Source organism: Photobacterium chitinilyticum, assembly GCF_004104355.1.
Lineage (GTDB): Bacteria > Pseudomonadota > Gammaproteobacteria > Enterobacterales > Vibrionaceae > Photobacterium > Photobacterium chitinilyticum.
On the sequence record NZ_RJLM01000001.1, the window covers coordinates 261,350 to 276,183 of the forward strand.

The 14,834-nt window shown below is 48.5% G+C and carries 9 protein-coding genes; 4 read left to right on the forward strand and 5 right to left on the reverse strand.

Annotation, left to right across the window (positions count from 1 at the left end):
- The first annotated feature begins 72 nt into the window (after nucleotides 1-72).
- The 3 genes from yejK (at nucleotide 73) to EDI28_RS01245 (ending at nucleotide 3,645) form a co-directional block, all read left to right on the forward strand.
- Nucleotides 73-1,086: a nucleoid-associated protein YejK gene (yejK, locus tag EDI28_RS01235; RefSeq protein ID WP_128782022.1), complete on the forward strand. Its 1,014-nt coding sequence runs from the start codon at nucleotides 73-75 to the stop codon at nucleotides 1,084-1,086.
- 325 nt (nucleotides 1,087-1,411) lie between these two features.
- Complete coding sequence (locus EDI28_RS01240) at nucleotides 1,412-3,055, forward strand: Hpt domain-containing protein (RefSeq protein WP_128782023.1); 1,644 nt, start codon at nucleotides 1,412-1,414, stop codon at nucleotides 3,053-3,055.
- Nucleotides 3,056-3,297: 242 nt separating this feature from the next.
- Complete coding sequence (locus EDI28_RS01245; protein ID WP_233353243.1) at nucleotides 3,298-3,645, forward strand: nitrous oxide-stimulated promoter family protein; 348 nt, start codon at nucleotides 3,298-3,300, stop codon at nucleotides 3,643-3,645.
- 119 nt (nucleotides 3,646-3,764) lie between these two features.
- Here EDI28_RS01245 and fldA read toward each other — a convergent pair whose 3' ends face one another.
- From fldA to nhaC, 5 genes are all read right to left on the reverse strand, one after another.
- Nucleotides 3,765-4,259 (reverse strand): flavodoxin FldA, encoded by a 495-nt coding sequence (gene fldA, locus EDI28_RS01250; RefSeq protein ID WP_128782025.1) that lies wholly within the window; start codon nucleotides 4,257-4,259, stop codon nucleotides 3,765-3,767.
- An 86-nt stretch (nucleotides 4,260-4,345) separates the two neighbouring features.
- Complete coding sequence (nifJ, locus tag EDI28_RS01255) at nucleotides 4,346-7,918, reverse strand: pyruvate:ferredoxin (flavodoxin) oxidoreductase (RefSeq protein WP_128782026.1); 3,573 nt, start codon at nucleotides 7,916-7,918, stop codon at nucleotides 4,346-4,348.
- Between the two features lie 166 nt (nucleotides 7,919-8,084).
- Nucleotides 8,085-9,434 carry a hydroxylamine reductase gene (hcp, locus tag EDI28_RS01260; protein ID WP_128782027.1) on the reverse strand — a complete coding sequence of 450 codons (1,350 nt, stop codon included), beginning with the start codon at nucleotides 9,432-9,434 and terminating at the stop codon, nucleotides 8,085-8,087.
- Nucleotides 9,435-9,915: 481 nt separating this feature from the next.
- Nucleotides 9,916-11,052: a M20 family metallopeptidase gene (locus tag EDI28_RS01265; RefSeq protein ID WP_128782028.1), complete on the reverse strand. Its 1,137-nt coding sequence runs from the start codon at nucleotides 11,050-11,052 to the stop codon at nucleotides 9,916-9,918.
- A 397-nt stretch (nucleotides 11,053-11,449) separates the two neighbouring features.
- Nucleotides 11,450-12,889, reverse strand: coding sequence for a Na+/H+ antiporter NhaC (nhaC, locus tag EDI28_RS01270; RefSeq protein WP_128782029.1), 1,440 nt, complete (start codon nucleotides 12,887-12,889; stop codon nucleotides 11,450-11,452).
- Between the two features lie 804 nt (nucleotides 12,890-13,693).
- Here nhaC and asd point away from each other — a divergent pair.
- Entirely contained in the window at nucleotides 13,694-14,809 is a 1,116-nt protein-coding gene (asd, locus tag EDI28_RS01275; RefSeq protein ID WP_128782943.1) for an aspartate-semialdehyde dehydrogenase, read from the forward strand.
- The last annotated feature ends 25 nt before the right edge of the window (nucleotides 14,810-14,834 follow it).

The following is a 14,834-nucleotide window of genomic DNA, read 5'->3' on the forward strand; positions in this document are numbered from 1 at the left end:
GAAGTCTTGTTTAATGTTAAAGAAAGCGACTTATAATAACCTACACTTTAGATTAACTGAAACATTTCCATTATGAGTCTTACGCTTTCGAATGTCATCCTTCACCAGTTGACAAAAAATGAACAGGATGAGCTTGACGTTCATCTTAGAAAACAAACACTTGAAAATAACCAATCAACTGAGGACCTCGTTGCCGAACTACACCGGGTCTATAGTAGCAAAGGAGCAAAAGGTTTCGCCCACTTCGCAGAAGACAGTGAATTCAGCCATTGGCTGAAACAAAGTCGTACCGGTGAGCTCGATTTCCTGACATTTTCTAATCAATCGGCACAAAAGCTACAAACAGAGCTGGCAAAATATCCGTTTGCTGATGCCGGTACGTTGGTTATGGCCGAGTATCAGTCTCTGGCTACCGACTATTTGTTTATTGGCCTGTTGCCGACTTGCCATAGTATGAAGGTTACTGAACAGCTCGATATCAGTGCGACAGATTATTTGGATGTCGGCAAAATGGACATTGTTGCCCGTATTGATCTCTCGTCATGGGAAACTGATTCCGAATCGAATCGTTACCTAACTTTCATCAAAGGGCGGGTGGGTCGTAAGATCGCAGACTTCTTCCTCGACTTTCTGCAAGCAGAGGTCGGACTGGATGTCAAAGAGCAAAATCAGGTGCTAATGCAGGCGGTTGAGGACTACTGTGCAGACTCCCGTTTGGAAAAAGAAGAGAAGCAACAGTACCGCAAGCAAGTTTATGATTACTGCAATGGTCAGCTGCAGGCTGGTGATGAAGTCACGGTGAAAGAGCTAGCTGGAGAGTTGCCGACGACTGAAGACGGGACCGATTTTTATCAGTTCACGGCAAACCAAGGCTATGAACTGGAGGAAAGTTTTCCTGCCGATCGTACTGCAATGCGTAAACTAACCAAGTTTGTTGGTTCAGGTGGTGGTATTACAATTAATTTTGACAGCATGCTGTTAGGTGAGCGCGTTTTTTATGATGCCGAAACCGATACGCTGACGATCAAGGGGATCCCGCCGAATCTAAAAGATCAGTTGCAACGTCGACTGAATACCGATAGCTAAGTTCTTGCGTAAATAAAGCAGCCACCTTTATCTTTGATGAAGGTGGTTTTTTTGTATCTTGAACTTCAATATGACATTGTGAGCATAATTGGCTGTTGGTAATAGTCACTTGTTGGAATATGGTAAATATGTTGACTAAAGTTATTGTTAGCAATTCCAGATGGCAATGACTGGCTTTCTTTTTAGTCGGAGCGACTTATTTAAAACTAGAACGAGCCTATCGTTGCCGGGATTGTTCGGAGACTGGCAAATAATGTGCTTTGTTCTACTTGAGTTGGAGAGAGGTTTACCAACGGGATCTTGTGATGCGTAGATAGGGGTTAATATGGAAAACAAAGAAAAGCCTGTATCGGATCTTGCTGAAGATTCAAGCCAACAGGAGTCCGTGCGATTGACGGTTGGTCGGGGTAATAGTTTGTCATCAGGCATTTTAGCGTTTGGCCTGGTGTTGCTTTTGATCGGAACTGGCGTTATCGCTTATTTGTCTGTTCTTTCTGCCTCCACCCTGAGTTTTATCAGTTCGACCTCAGAGCTCCAGAATGAAGCTGAACAGCTTAGGTGGCGAATTATCACTCTATCAGCAGACTCATCCCGACCTCTTGCCAGTACACACTCAGAGCTGACAGTCTCATTTCGCAGCCGTTTAGTCGAGTGGCAAAATGGTGATATCCCAGTCTCTGCACAGGATAAGATGCGCCACTTAGTACGACAAGGCAGGCAATTTGCTGATCAAGCTGAATACGCCTGGCTTGCCCGTGATCGTTTTCGCTATGCAGATAATATGGCAGCAATTGAAAACGTCGATATAAATCCTTTCCTCGGCTCGCTATACCAGCTGCAATCATCTTTAGTTCAAGCAGAGACAAAGCTGACCTGGCTAACGTTGTTACTTGCCGTTCTGGTGGCTCTCACAGGTTTTGGCGGAGTGAGTTATGGCGTCGGGCTACTGGGGCGAGAGCGAAGAGAACGAGAAGTGTCAGCAACGTCAGCCTTGTTGGTATCAGCTTCTGGTGGGGTAGTGGCCGACTCTGAAAAGGATTCTGGTTTGATTGCTAATGACGCTGGAACTACTCGCGTTGTATTTAAAAAAATGTCTGTGCCGACGAAACAAGATCAAGTCGGCAGGAATGATACAGTGTTGGACACGGAGCAGATGCTCGACAGTATGGATGGTGACAGAGAATCTGTCGTTCTGTTGTTGGACATCTTCATGAAAGAGCATGTTGGTGATGCCAAGCGACTTTCTGCTAGCCTAGAGCGTGGACAATATGACGAAGCGAGCTTAATTGCTCATAGCTTAAAAAGTGTCGCCGGCAGCTTTGGCGCAGTGCGGTTGCGACAGCGGACCGAATTTATCGAGCATTGTTGTAAACAAGGCATTGCAATAAGCGCCGAAGATATCGAGCAACTAGATGAGGCGCTAGGAGAGCTAAAAGCAGCCATCTTAATGTATTTGGCGGAGGAAGCCGAAACTGTAGAAGAAGATGCTGTTCAGATTGAAGAGTACACCCGTGAAGAAGAAGCTACTGTGGTTGAGCCTGAAGATATTTCGGATGCTGAACTACAACCAGCTAAAGCTTCTTCGCCTAAAGCGGATGAGCATTTGGCCTTGCTGAATGTGGTTTATGTACTGGAGTCTATGGATGATGACGTAGAATCCGTCAAAATGCTGCTGGAGATATTTATTGGGGAGCATGCGCTTGATGCCAAGAGGCTCCAGCAGTTGGTCTATCAATGTGCGCCAGATGAAATAAGTGAGACGGCATTTAGGCTCGTTCACAGTCTCAAAGGGGTAGCGAGCAGTTTGGGGGCCGAGGCCTTAAAACGGCAGGCAGAAGTTATCGAATCGCATTTTAAGCAAAAACAGGTTGTCGCTGATTCTGAATACCGGAAACTGGCGAGCGTGCTGGACGATACCATCGTCGCTGCAACTCGTTACCTGACACAGCAAGCGGCCGTGGTTGCCTAATCTTCTGTGCCGCTTCGCTTAATGAGGTATTGTCGGCAGACTAAAAGGTGTTGTTTTGACCCAAAAGTTTAGTGGGAGATTGACTTTTTGCAGAATAACAGCCATTCAGTTTAATTTTGGTTAGATGTTTATGCTGCTTTTACGACTGATTTGGCGAATTAATTCATTCGATAGGCAAAATTGATCTTTATCAAAGGTTGTTATCGGCTGCAATGGATAATACCGCCCCTATGATAGTTCAAATGAAACATTCAGTTCGTAAGCAGCGTGAACTGGACACCGCAAAAGCGATGATTCGCCTATATTGTAAAACGCTGCACCGTGGGGCGATTATCTGCCCTGAATGTGAAGGGCTTATTGAATATGTCGAAACGCGGGTGGCAAGCTGTCGCCTAGGAGAAGATAAGCCTAACTGTCTGCAATGTAAAAGTCAGTGTTACCATCCAGCCAAGCGGCTGCACTTTTCCCACGTGCTTCGTTGGTCTTCGCCAAAATTTGCCTGGCGACGCCCGTTACAAGCATTGAAATTCAAACTTGCCAGCTTTCGTTCAGAGCGGACGGTGGATGCACAGTCCATGTCTGTCAGGTAGTCGGTGTTTATAAGGTAAGCAAGACGCGCTACATAGTATATTTTATATAACAAAGGCTGCAAAATGCAGCCTTTGTTGGTTATAAACGTTACCACTGGCAGTGGGATAATAGCTTGGTGTTAAGCTGAAAGCCCTAGAGTAGCCAGCCAGGTTGCAATACGATCGTCGGTAAGCTCAGGTTGACGATCTTCATCAAGTGCCAGACCGACAAATTTGTCATCCTTTACTGCACGTGAATCATTAAACTCGTAACCGTCAGTTGGCCATTGGCCGACGAGTTCGCCTCCGGCTTCAACAATCAGATCGGCAAGATCACCCATAGCATCCTGGAAGCTATCCGGATAATCAACCTGATCGCCCAGACCAAACAGGGCAACTTTCTTTCCGCTTAAGTCGGCATCTTCCAGCTCAGGTACAAAGCAATCCCAGTCCGGTTGCATTTCACCATAGTTAGCGGTTGGTGTACCGAGGATCAGCAGATCAAAGTCATCAAAAACTTCATTGCTGCAGCCTGCAATATCGTTGGTTTCCAGCTCTAGCCGGGTTGCGATTTTCTCTGCGATTTTCTCTGTATTGCCTGTGTCACTTGCGAAAAAAATACCAATATTAGTCATGTTCATCTCCAGCTAACTTGTTTTGCTGATGGTTCAGTCTGTTTATGTTTGGTAAGGCGTAGCAGAGAGGTGCCACGCTTTATGTTTTATTTCTTTTCTGGCTTCCACTGGCCGAGTTGTTCCAGCAACAGATACTTATGGGCAACTTGCTGGCGTAATCGTTCCAGATTGGCCTGATATTGTTCAGGGTTACGTCGCAGGATCTGCGTGAAACGGGCCTCACGGCCGATCAGCTCCTCAACGTCTTTTTTCGGTGCCTTGGAGTCCATTTGCAGAGCGGCTCGGCCTTTGTCTGTCCGGCGCGGATCAAAGCGGAACAGCGGCCATAGGCCGGTTTCTACCAGTAACTGCTGATGCTCGACGCCTTCGGCCATGTCAAAGCCATGGGTAATACATGGTGAGTAGGCGATGACCAGCGACGGACCTGGGTATGCTTCCGCTTCCTGCAGGGCCTTGATGGTCTGGTTCATATTGGCACCCAAGGCAATTTTGGCGACATAGACATTGCCGTGCATCATCATATTCAGAGCAAGATCTTTGCCGTTGCTGGTTTTACCCTGAGTGGCAAATTTGGCAACAGCGCCGGTTGGGGTCGCTTTTGACTGCTGCCCACCAGTGTTGGAATAGCCTTGGGTGTCCATGACCAGTACATTGACGTTGTCACTACCGGCCAGAACATGATCCAGGCCGCCGAAGCCAATGTCATAGGCCCAGCCGTCACCACCGACAATCCAGTTACTCTTTGCCACCAGATCGTCTGCTCGCTCGTTGAGCTGACGGTGGCTGTAAGGTAGCTCGGCACGTATGCGACTGAGGTTCTGGCGCTGGCGTGTGACAGCGGTTTCGCTGCTGTCAAAGGCATCCTGCTTGATTTGCTCTAGCAGCTCGGCCGGTAAGAAGTCGGCTGTCGTCTCCAACAGCCCCAGTGCATTATCACGCTTACTGTTCAGTGCCAGGCGCATACCTAGACCAAACTCAGCGTTATCCTCGAACAAGGAGTTCGCCCATGCCGGTCCGCGTCCGTGTTTGTCGACGGTATACGGTGTGGTCGGCAGGTTACCGCCATAGATTGACGAGCAGCCAGTGGCATTGGCAACCAATAGGCGATCGCCAAACAGCTGGGTCAGCAGTTTCACGTAGGACGTTTCTCCGCACCCCGAACAGGCTCCGGAATACTCGAACAATGGCTGCAGCAACTGGCTGGTACGGGCATCGATACGTTTGATATCAATGCGTTCAAGTTCTGGCAGATCAAGGAAGAACTCGTAGTTCTTGCTCTGAGATTCCAGTATCGGTTGTTTCGGCGCCATGTTGATGGCTTTACGCGATGGATCGGCCTTGTCACTGGCCGGGCAAGCCGTGGTACAGAGGTTACACCCGGTACAATCCTGCGGCGAAACCTGCAATGTGTATTGTTGGCCTTTAAAGTCTCGCTGTTTGTATTCGGCGCTTTTGAACTCTTCAGGTGCAAGTTCCAGAGCATCGGCACTGACCGTTTTGGCACGGATTGCAGCGTGCGGGCAGACAAGGGTACAGATATTACACTGGGTACACAGGTCTTCTTCCCAAACCGGCACTTCCTGGGCAATGTTGCGCTTTTCCCACTGACTGGTGGCCGTTGGCCAGCAGCCATCGACAGGAAATGCACTCACCGGCAGCAGATCACCTTTATCTGCCATCATCATGGCACTGACGCGCTTGACCAGATCGGGGGCCTTTTCATTAACGACAGGCGGACGGCGGAATAGGCTGGTGGTCAGCAGCGGGACGTCGACCTGCTGCAAGCGGGCAACCGTTGCATCGACAGCTCTGTGGTTGGCCTCGACAATAGCCGGACCGCGTTTGCTGTAGCTTTTCTCAATTGCCTGCTTGAGCTGGGCAATTGCCTGCTCGAGAGGCATCAGCTCGCTGAGGGCAAAGAAGGCCGTCTGCATGATGGTGTTCAGGCGGTTCTTCAGCCCGAGCTCACGGGCCAGCTCTACGGCATTGATAACATACAGGTTGAGCTGTTTGTCGATGATGATTTTTTGAACTTCCTGCGGCAGGTGCTCCCAGATATTATCTGCGGAATGCGGACTGTTGAGTAGCAGAGTTCCCTGTTCGGCAGCGTGCTCGAACATCTCCAGTTTGTTGACGAACTGGAACTGGTGGCAAGCAATAAACTCCGCCTGCTCGATGAGATACGGTGCTTCAATCGGAGTCGTATCGAAACGCAAATGTGAGACAGTGGTACCGCCTGATTTTTTGGAATCATAGACGAAATACCCCTGCGTGTGTAGGTCGGTGTTTTCGCCAATGATTTTAATGGTGTTTTTATTGGCACTGACGGTTCCGTCGGCACCCAGGCCATAGAACAGGGCGCGCAGGCGGCTGCTTGGCTCTGCATCGACAGCAGGGGCTGTCGGCAGTGAGAGGTGGGTGATATCGTCGCAGATCCCCACCGTAAAGTTATGGTTGAGCTGCTCGTCGGCCATGGCATTGAAAATGCTGACGGCATGGCCCGGATTGAACTCTTTCGATGACAGGCCGTAGCGGCCGCCCTTTATTGCAGGCAGGTGCGGGTATTGTTTAGCTGCGTGTGCCTGTTGGATGGTCGAAACAACGTCGAGGTAAAGTGGTTCACCGACGGAACCAGGTTCTTTGGTACGGTCCAGGACCGCGATCTGCTGAACGCTGGCTGGCAGTACCGACATGAAATGCTTGAGCGAGAACGGGCGGTAAAGATGGACACTGATGATTCCGATCTTTCGGCCGGTCGTCAGCAGGTGGTCAATGGCCTGTTCTACGGCCGAGCTCGCTGAGCCCATGATGATGACCACATCAGTGGCTTCTGGGTGACCATAGTAGTCAAATAGCCTGTATTCCCTGCCGGTCAGGTTGGCAAACTGGGCCATTTTATCGGCCACGATATCCGGACAGGCGTGGTAGAAACCATTGGCTGCTTCGCGTGCCTGGAAGAAGGTATCCGGGTTTTGAGCCGTCCCGCGAATGCTTGGGGCATCGGGTGTCAGTCCGCGCTGGTGGAAACTATCGACATGGTCTTCGGCGATCATCTGACGGATCGTGTCATCGTCGATCATCGCGATCTTATTGATCTCATGTGAAGTTCGGAAGCCATCGAAGAAGTGGACAAACGGGATCCGGCTTTCCAGAGTTGCAGCCTGACTGATCAGAGCAAAGTCGTGGGCCTGCTGGACAGAATTGGCCGCCAGCATGGCAAAACCGGTCTGGCGTACCGCCATCACATCGGAGTGATCGCCAAAAATTGACAAGGCATGGGTGGCAAGCGTCCGTGCTGCGACATGCATGACAAATGGCGTCAGTTCACCGGCAATTTTGTACATGTTCGGGATTTTGAGCAGTAAGCCCTGAGACGAGGTAAAGGTTGTGGCCATCGAACCAGCCATCAATGCACCATGAACCGCACCTGCAGCACCACCTTCGGATTGCATTTCAATAACCCGAGGTACTTGTCCCCATAGGTTTTTTTGTCCTTGGCTTTCCCATATTTCACACGCTTCCGACATCGGGGAAGAAGGGGTGATGGGATAAATGCCGATGACTTCATTGCAGCGATAGGCGACGGAAGCAGCGGCTTCATTGCCGTCCATCGTGGTATAGGTGATGTTTTGATTATCAATCCGTGGATTTTTAGGCATAACTTACTCCAGCGAACAAGCACTGTGTGTTTAAGCAGAACCTGATGGTGTCTGATAATCGGATACCGTCAGGGATTCAGCTTGGCTGTCTTATTATTTTGAATCGGACCGGTCTCTGTGTAGGTAGGGTGAGGCCGGTCCGGTTGAGCGAAGGGAGCGAAGCGACTTAGGCTTTGACTACCTCAATCTCTGGCTGAGGGTTCAGCATTTTGGCAAGATCGTCTTCAACATTGCCAGTTAGCTGCAGGTTGAACTGCTGCTGCAGGAATTCGAAGATTGCCTCGTTGACAAATTCCGGTGGGTTAGGACCTAGGTAGATGTTCTGGATACCCAGGTTGAACAGGGCAAGCAGGATCAGAACTGCTTTTTGTTCCATCCAAGACAGGACGATGTTAACCGGTAGTTCGTTAACTGGCACACCCATCGCATCGCTAAGTGCCAATGCGATCATCACGGCGCCATAGCTGTCGTTACACTGGCCAAGGTCAAGGTAGCGAGGGATTTCTGTGCCCGGGATCGTACCGAAGTCATGGTCGTTGAAACGGAACTTACCGCAAGACGAGGTCAGGATAATGCAATCATCCGGGATTGACAGCGCCAAGTCGCGGAAGTAGTCGTTTGGCTTGCCTGGTTTGTCACAACCGGCAACCACGAAGAACTGCTTGATCTTGCCAGCGTTAACGGCTTCTAGAATTTGCGGAGCAAGTCCAAGAATCGTTTTGTAGTTATGGCCGGTCATTAGGGTATCGTCGCTATCGAAGCCTTCGATATCAGGCAGACTTAGCGTTTGTTCGATCAGCGGTGCAAAGTCATCTTCCAGCTGGCGACAGTTGTCGATACCCACAATACCGTAGCTGTACAGGCGGTCAGCATAGTCGGCACGGCCTGTCGGTGGGACGATACAGTTAGTCGTTACAATAATGGTACCGTTCCACTTCTGGAACAGTTGTTTCTGGTCAAACCAGGCTTTACCGATGTTGCCTTTAAGGTGGCTGTACTTACGTAGCTCAGGGTAGCCGTGGGCTGGCAGCATTTCCGAGTGGGTGTAGATGTTGATGCCTTTGCCTTCAGTGGCAATCAGCAGGCGCTCTAGCAGCTCAAGATCGTGACCGGTAACAAGAATACCTTTACCTTCGGCTTTGTTCTGCGGTACGCATACAGGAGTAGGGATCCCGAGGCGACCGTGGTGAGCTTCACCGAGGCGAGACATCATTTCGCTACCGGCACCGCCGATTTTCATTAGCTGGGCAATATGCTGGTCAAAGCTGAAGTTAACGTTTGTTAGTGTGAAGTACAGTGTTTCAGCAATAACATCGTCGACAGATTTTGTTTCCGCGCCAAGGTCATCGGCGTGGGTACGGTAGGCTGACAGGCCCTTTAGGCCGAAAATCATAATATCCTGAAGGCGAGATAGGGTTTCATCTTTACCGCATGTACCCTGAGTTTTTCCGGTGCTGCCACAGCCGCCGCTTTGGGCCATCGAGCACTGGTGACAAAACATTGCTAGGTTCGACATTATTGCATTCCTTAAAGGTGTATTTATTGTGCAACTTTATAATAGGGAAGGAGGATATAGGTACTGAATGTTCGGGGTCATTGATCCGGATCATTATCTGATGCAATAAGTCACATTTGAAATGAAACTTTTGAAGGTGGGCGGAAAAGTAACAGGCTGTATGGCTTTGTCAGGATTTGGTAATAGTGGTTGAGACAGGCTGCACTCGGCTCTATTCTTTTATTGACCCCTGATAGAGCTATGTATCGAGGTTGGCAATGAAAGCGTGCAAAATAGAACGAAAGCTACGAAAAGAAGTGCTTCATGAGTCTCAAAGGCATCTGTGTGCAGTCAGAGCAAAATTTATGAAAAGATATACTGGCAACAGGCATCGAAGCTCTCAACGCGATGTAGAGCGACAAGAAACCCACTATGAATAAACCTGTTCGCTTTAATCACACTGGGCGCATTAGCACCCTGTGTGATCTTGAGGAGGTAGTAATTAGCCTGCGAGCTTGGTAAGTACTTTTTTCAGCAACTGAATTCGGGGCTCAATGGTTTTAAGCTCAAGGTATTCATCGATACCGTGAAAGCCCGCACCGACTGGGCCAAGGCCATCGATGGTAGGAATACCCAGTACGGCAGTCAGGTTGGCATCCGAGCCGCCCCCTACGGCCTGCCATGTGATATTAATACCTAACTCATCACCTGATTCTTCAACCAGTGCCATTAGTGCTTCGGTTTGTTCCGATGGCATCATTGACGGTTTATGGGTGGCCCGGTTAACGGTTACTACAACGCCGTTAATAAATGGTGTTTCAGCCATGGCGCGGATTTTGGCATCGGTATCAGCGTATTCGTCGTTGTCCCAGAACTGCACATCAACAATGGCTTCGGCATGATCCTGAACAATGTTGGCTTCGGCACTGCCTTTAATCATGCCAACATTCAGTGTGGTGCCTGATTCAAGGTTAGTAAGTGCATTGATACCAAGGATCCAGTTTGCCATTTCGGTGATTGCACTTCGCCCGTTCTGGAGTTCGCTATCGGCGGGGACGGTTTTGCCTGAGAATGTTAGCTGATAGCGAGCCATTCCCTTGCGGGCTTTAATGAGAGAGCCGTCTTCACGCGCAGCCTCCGCCACCAGAACGCTCTTGGCATTGACGGCTACGCTCTTTAACCATTCTTCAGAGTGTGGAGAGCCGATTTCTTCATCTGGATTCATGCAGATACAGATAGATAACTTATTTAGCGTGTTTTTATCCAGACTGCGCAGGGCGTATACCACATTTAGCAGTCCAGATTTCATATCAGAAACCCCTGGACCATAGGCTCGCTTTTCATCGAATGTCATCGGGCGGGCTGCGGCTGTTCCGACAGGAAAGACAGTATCCATATGGCCAATCAGCATGACATCGATGTTCTTGCAATCGGGTTTATTGCGGATCTCTAAACCAGTTCCAGCGATACCGCATCCTACGCGTTTAACGTACCACCCCATATCTAGGTATTTTTTCCCCATTTGCTGGACAATGACCTCGATACCTTCAATGGTAAGTGTACCGCAATCAACATCAATAAGCGGACGTAATTCTTCGAGATACTCTTGTAGAGAAAAATTTTGTGGTGCGGTGTTCATAATCACTCCTGAAAAAAGCTCCCTGAAACAGGGAATGAATGGCGACAGGGAAGAGAAAAATTGCTGCAGCATATAAAAGTGCACCAAAGGTGCCCCTCAAAGAGACGCCATACTCACACATCTGATATGGCTGCTTATTCATATGCTGTAGACAAAGCTATTCTCGCTGATTGTTTTGGTAAGAAATTGATTGGGGTCAATATGTGCTACTGCCATTAACAAATGGTTACACATTAGCTGGTCGGATGAAGTGGTGAGTTTCTTGAGTTTAGTTTCAAGGAAGAGCAAAAAGCATGCTTTCTTTTAGGGGGAGAGAGTTAGGCTACAGAATTTTCTACGCTTAATAGACACAAAAAAAAGCGCCCGGAGGCGCTTTTAATCGTTTCTTAGCGAGGTATTAAGCTGTTTGCTGTTGGGTAACACCTTCAATTTCTTCTTCTGCCTCAGCCGTTACTGATGGTGGGCAGCGGTCAACAAACCAGCCCATGTAAGAAGAAACAATTGTCACGATAATACAGACGAAGCTCAGCCACATGAACGGTGCATACGAGAACGTCGCTACACCTAGGATGCTTGCCATATAGATGCCGTTATCACTCCACGGCACCATACCTGAAGTCAGCGTACCACCGAACTCTGCGTTACGAGACAGGTTCTTGCGCTGGTAGCCCAGACGGTCGTAGTTCTTGGCGCAGATCTTTGGAGTCAAGATAAGCGATACATACATCGCCGAGCCAAATACGTTACCAAGGAATGCCGTTGCGATAGTCGATACCGAAAGGCTACCTGCTGAATTAACACGCTTTTCGAATAGCTTGGCAATGGTCTGCAGTACGCCAACTTTGTCTAGTAGGCCACCAAAGCCAAGACCAAATACGATAACTGCCACAGAGCCCAGCATGGATGACATACCGCCGCGGTTTAGAATGGCATCGATAAAGTCCACACCCGAGCTAATAGAGAACGGTGCCCACGCGGTGTTGAAAGCAACTAATGGATCCATGTCCTGAACCATAACGGCCCAAGCAATGCCTAGCAGAGAGCCTAGCGAAATAACCGGGAATGAAGGTAGACGCATGGCTAGTAATGCTAGAACAATAATGACCGGCACAAAGGAGAATGGAGAGATAACAAACTGCTGATCCATTGCGACAATGACAGACTCAACCTGAGACATGTCAACGTTGCCTGCATAGTGGAAGCCGACAGCGGTGAACAGAATACCGGTAATGATGTAGCTGATCAGCGCAATTGGTAGCATTCCCTTGATGTGTTCCATGATTTCTACGTTAGACATAGAAGAGGCAAGGATAACCGAATCTGATAGCGGAGACATCTTGTCACCAAAGTAACAGCCTGACAGTACTGCACCGGCTGTCATTGGGGCTGGAATACCCAGACCTTGACCAATCCCCATCATTGCAATGCCAGCTGTACCTGCTGCACCCCAAGATGTGCCTGTCGCAAGTGCAGTCAGGGAGCAAATGATCATCGTCGCCAGAAGGAAAATCGAAGGGTGAATAGCTTTCAGACCATAATAAATGATGGTCGGAACAATACCACCGGCAATCCAGGTACCGACTAGCGCACCAACGGCAAGTAGGATCAGTACGGCACCCAAGCCGTTTGAAATACCTTTGGTAGCGGCTTGCTCAAGAGATTTATAGTTATGGCCCAGCTTGATGCCAAGTGCCATGATAATGAACCAGCCAATGTATAGCGCCAGTTGAATAGGTAAGTCTAGTTTTGCGGTGAAAGAGAATGCCAGTGCAAGAAAAATACCCAACGCCACAATGACCTGTATTAGCGATGGGAGTTTCACAGTCTGTTTGTTCATACTTCTAACCTTGTTAGTTCGAGCCTGTAAAATGTGGAAAGCCCCTGAATTAGCATTAATCAGAGGCTAATAATAATAATTCTTATGACTATTGAGTCACTCATTTAGGGTGCTCATGTTGTTTCGGCGCTACTCTATCCGAATGCGCTGAGTACCGCGATAGATATTGTGCCTTTCTGTGACCTTGTCCAACCAGTGCTGTTAACTAAGAAAAAATACATATTAACTCTTTTAAAAAGTGTTAATTATTAGTTCTTTTGTTGTGCGTTGGTTGTTTTTTAACTGTTCTGAAACGTTGCTTTATTATCGTCGCTCCTCTAAATGTCAGGCTTTATTGTCGATTATTTGACTGTTTGTTAGATGAAAAAACTAAACAGTTCGTTGTTGGCAGGTTATCAGGGTGTGGAAAGTTTTTCAAAAATAGTGGGTTAATATATTTTTATTTGTTAAAGATACTTTTTGCTTTCTGGCTCATAAAAGAATCAGCTATGGAGTGCTTTAGTGGCGAATAAGTGGTGGTTAGGTTGTTTTCTGGCCCAGAATTACCGTTATTGGTGGTTGTGAGTGAGAAGGTGCCGGTGGGGCATTTTTACCCAGCGAAAATGACCGTTATTCTACGGTTAGGCACTTTTTTGCTCATTTCATGCAGATTATGCTTGTTTTTCATTGCCTAAATCTCTATAGATGGGAGTAATACCAGTAGGCATAACTATCTGCTGCTTGTTCTGTGAGTAGCGTGGCCAGATAGTTCTGCCGATTGGTATGTCGAATATGAAATTCTGAACAGGGAGTGTAGTTACAATGATGAAAGTTGGTCTGGTTGGTTGGCGTGGTATGGTTGGTTCGGTGCTGATGCAGCGAATGGTTGAAGAGGGAGACTTCGACGTTATCGAGCCAGTATTTTTTTCTACTTCTCAAGTTGGTATTCCGGCCCCCAATTTTGGTAAAGAAGCTGGCGTATTACATGATGCTTTCGATATTGAGAGCCTGAAGAAACTTGATGCCATTATTACCTGTCAGGGCGGCAGTTATACCGAGAAAGTTTTCCCGGCTTTGCGTCAGGCGGGCTGGAAAGGTTACTGGATTGATGCTGCCTCTACGCTGCGGATGAAAGAAGATTCTATTATCGCTCTTGATCCGGTGAACTGTGAACAAATTAAGCAGGGTATTCACTCTGGTACTAACACCTTCACCGGTGGTAACTGTACTGTTAGTTTGATGTTGATGGCGGTTGGCGGGCTGTATCAGGCGGGTCTGGTTGAGTGGATGACTTCTCAAACCTATCAGGCTGCATCAGGTGCGGGTGCCAAAAACATGCGTGAGTTGATCAGCCAGATGGGAGTGATTAACGATGCGGTTTCTAGCGAAATGGCTAACCCGGCGACATCGATCCTCGATATTGATCGCAAGGTAGCAGACGCAATGCGTTCGGCAGACTTTCCTGCCCAGGAGTTTGGATCTCCGCTGGCCGGTTCGCTGATCCCTTGGATTGATGTCAAGCGTGATAACGGCCAGAGCAAGGAAGAGTGGAAAGGTTCGGTTGAGACGAACAAGATCCTTGGTCTTGATAATAACCCGATTCCAATTGACGGCACTTGTGTACGTATCGGCGCAATGCGCTGCCACAGTCAGGCGCTGACCCTGAAGCTGAAGAAGAACGTCCCGTTAGACGAAGTCGAAGAGATGATCGCTTCTCACAATGATTGGGTGAAAGTGATCCCGAACGATCGTGACGTGACGGTTCAGGAACTAAGCCCAACCAAGGTAACGGGTACGTTGTCTGTCCCGGTAGGTCGCCTGCGCAAACTGGCGATGGGTGATGATTACCTCAATGCCTTTACGGTTGGCGATCAGCTATTGTGGGGTGCTGCTGAGCCATTACGCCGAACATTACGTATTATTCTGGCCGAGAAGCAATAGGGTTAAATTCACATAAGTATTTGAA

What these genes read in the sequence shown, in the direction of transcription:
- fldA (WP_128782025.1), bottom strand. Translation starts at nt 4,259, where the DNA reads ATGACTAATATTGGTATTTTTTTCGCAAGTGACACAGGCAATACAGAG.
- asd (WP_128782943.1), top strand. Translation starts at nt 13,694, where the DNA reads ATGAAAGTTGGTCTGGTTGGTTGGCGTGGTATGGTTGGTTCGGTGCTG.
- nhaC (WP_128782029.1), bottom strand. Translation starts at nt 12,889, where the DNA reads ATGAACAAACAGACTGTGAAACTCCCATCGCTAATACAGGTCATTGTG.
- yejK (WP_128782022.1), top strand. Translation starts at nt 73, where the DNA reads ATGAGTCTTACGCTTTCGAATGTCATCCTTCACCAGTTGACAAAAAAT.
- hcp (WP_128782027.1), bottom strand. Translation starts at nt 9,434, where the DNA reads ATGTCGAACCTAGCAATGTTTTGTCACCAGTGCTCGATGGCCCAAAGC.
- nifJ (WP_128782026.1), bottom strand. Translation starts at nt 7,918, where the DNA reads ATGCCTAAAAATCCACGGATTGATAATCAAAACATCACCTATACCACG.
- EDI28_RS01245 (WP_233353243.1), top strand. Translation starts at nt 3,298, where the DNA reads ATGAAACATTCAGTTCGTAAGCAGCGTGAACTGGACACCGCAAAAGCG.
- EDI28_RS01240 (WP_128782023.1), top strand. Translation starts at nt 1,412, where the DNA reads ATGGAAAACAAAGAAAAGCCTGTATCGGATCTTGCTGAAGATTCAAGC.
- EDI28_RS01265 (WP_128782028.1), bottom strand. Translation starts at nt 11,052, where the DNA reads ATGAACACCGCACCACAAAATTTTTCTCTACAAGAGTATCTCGAAGAA.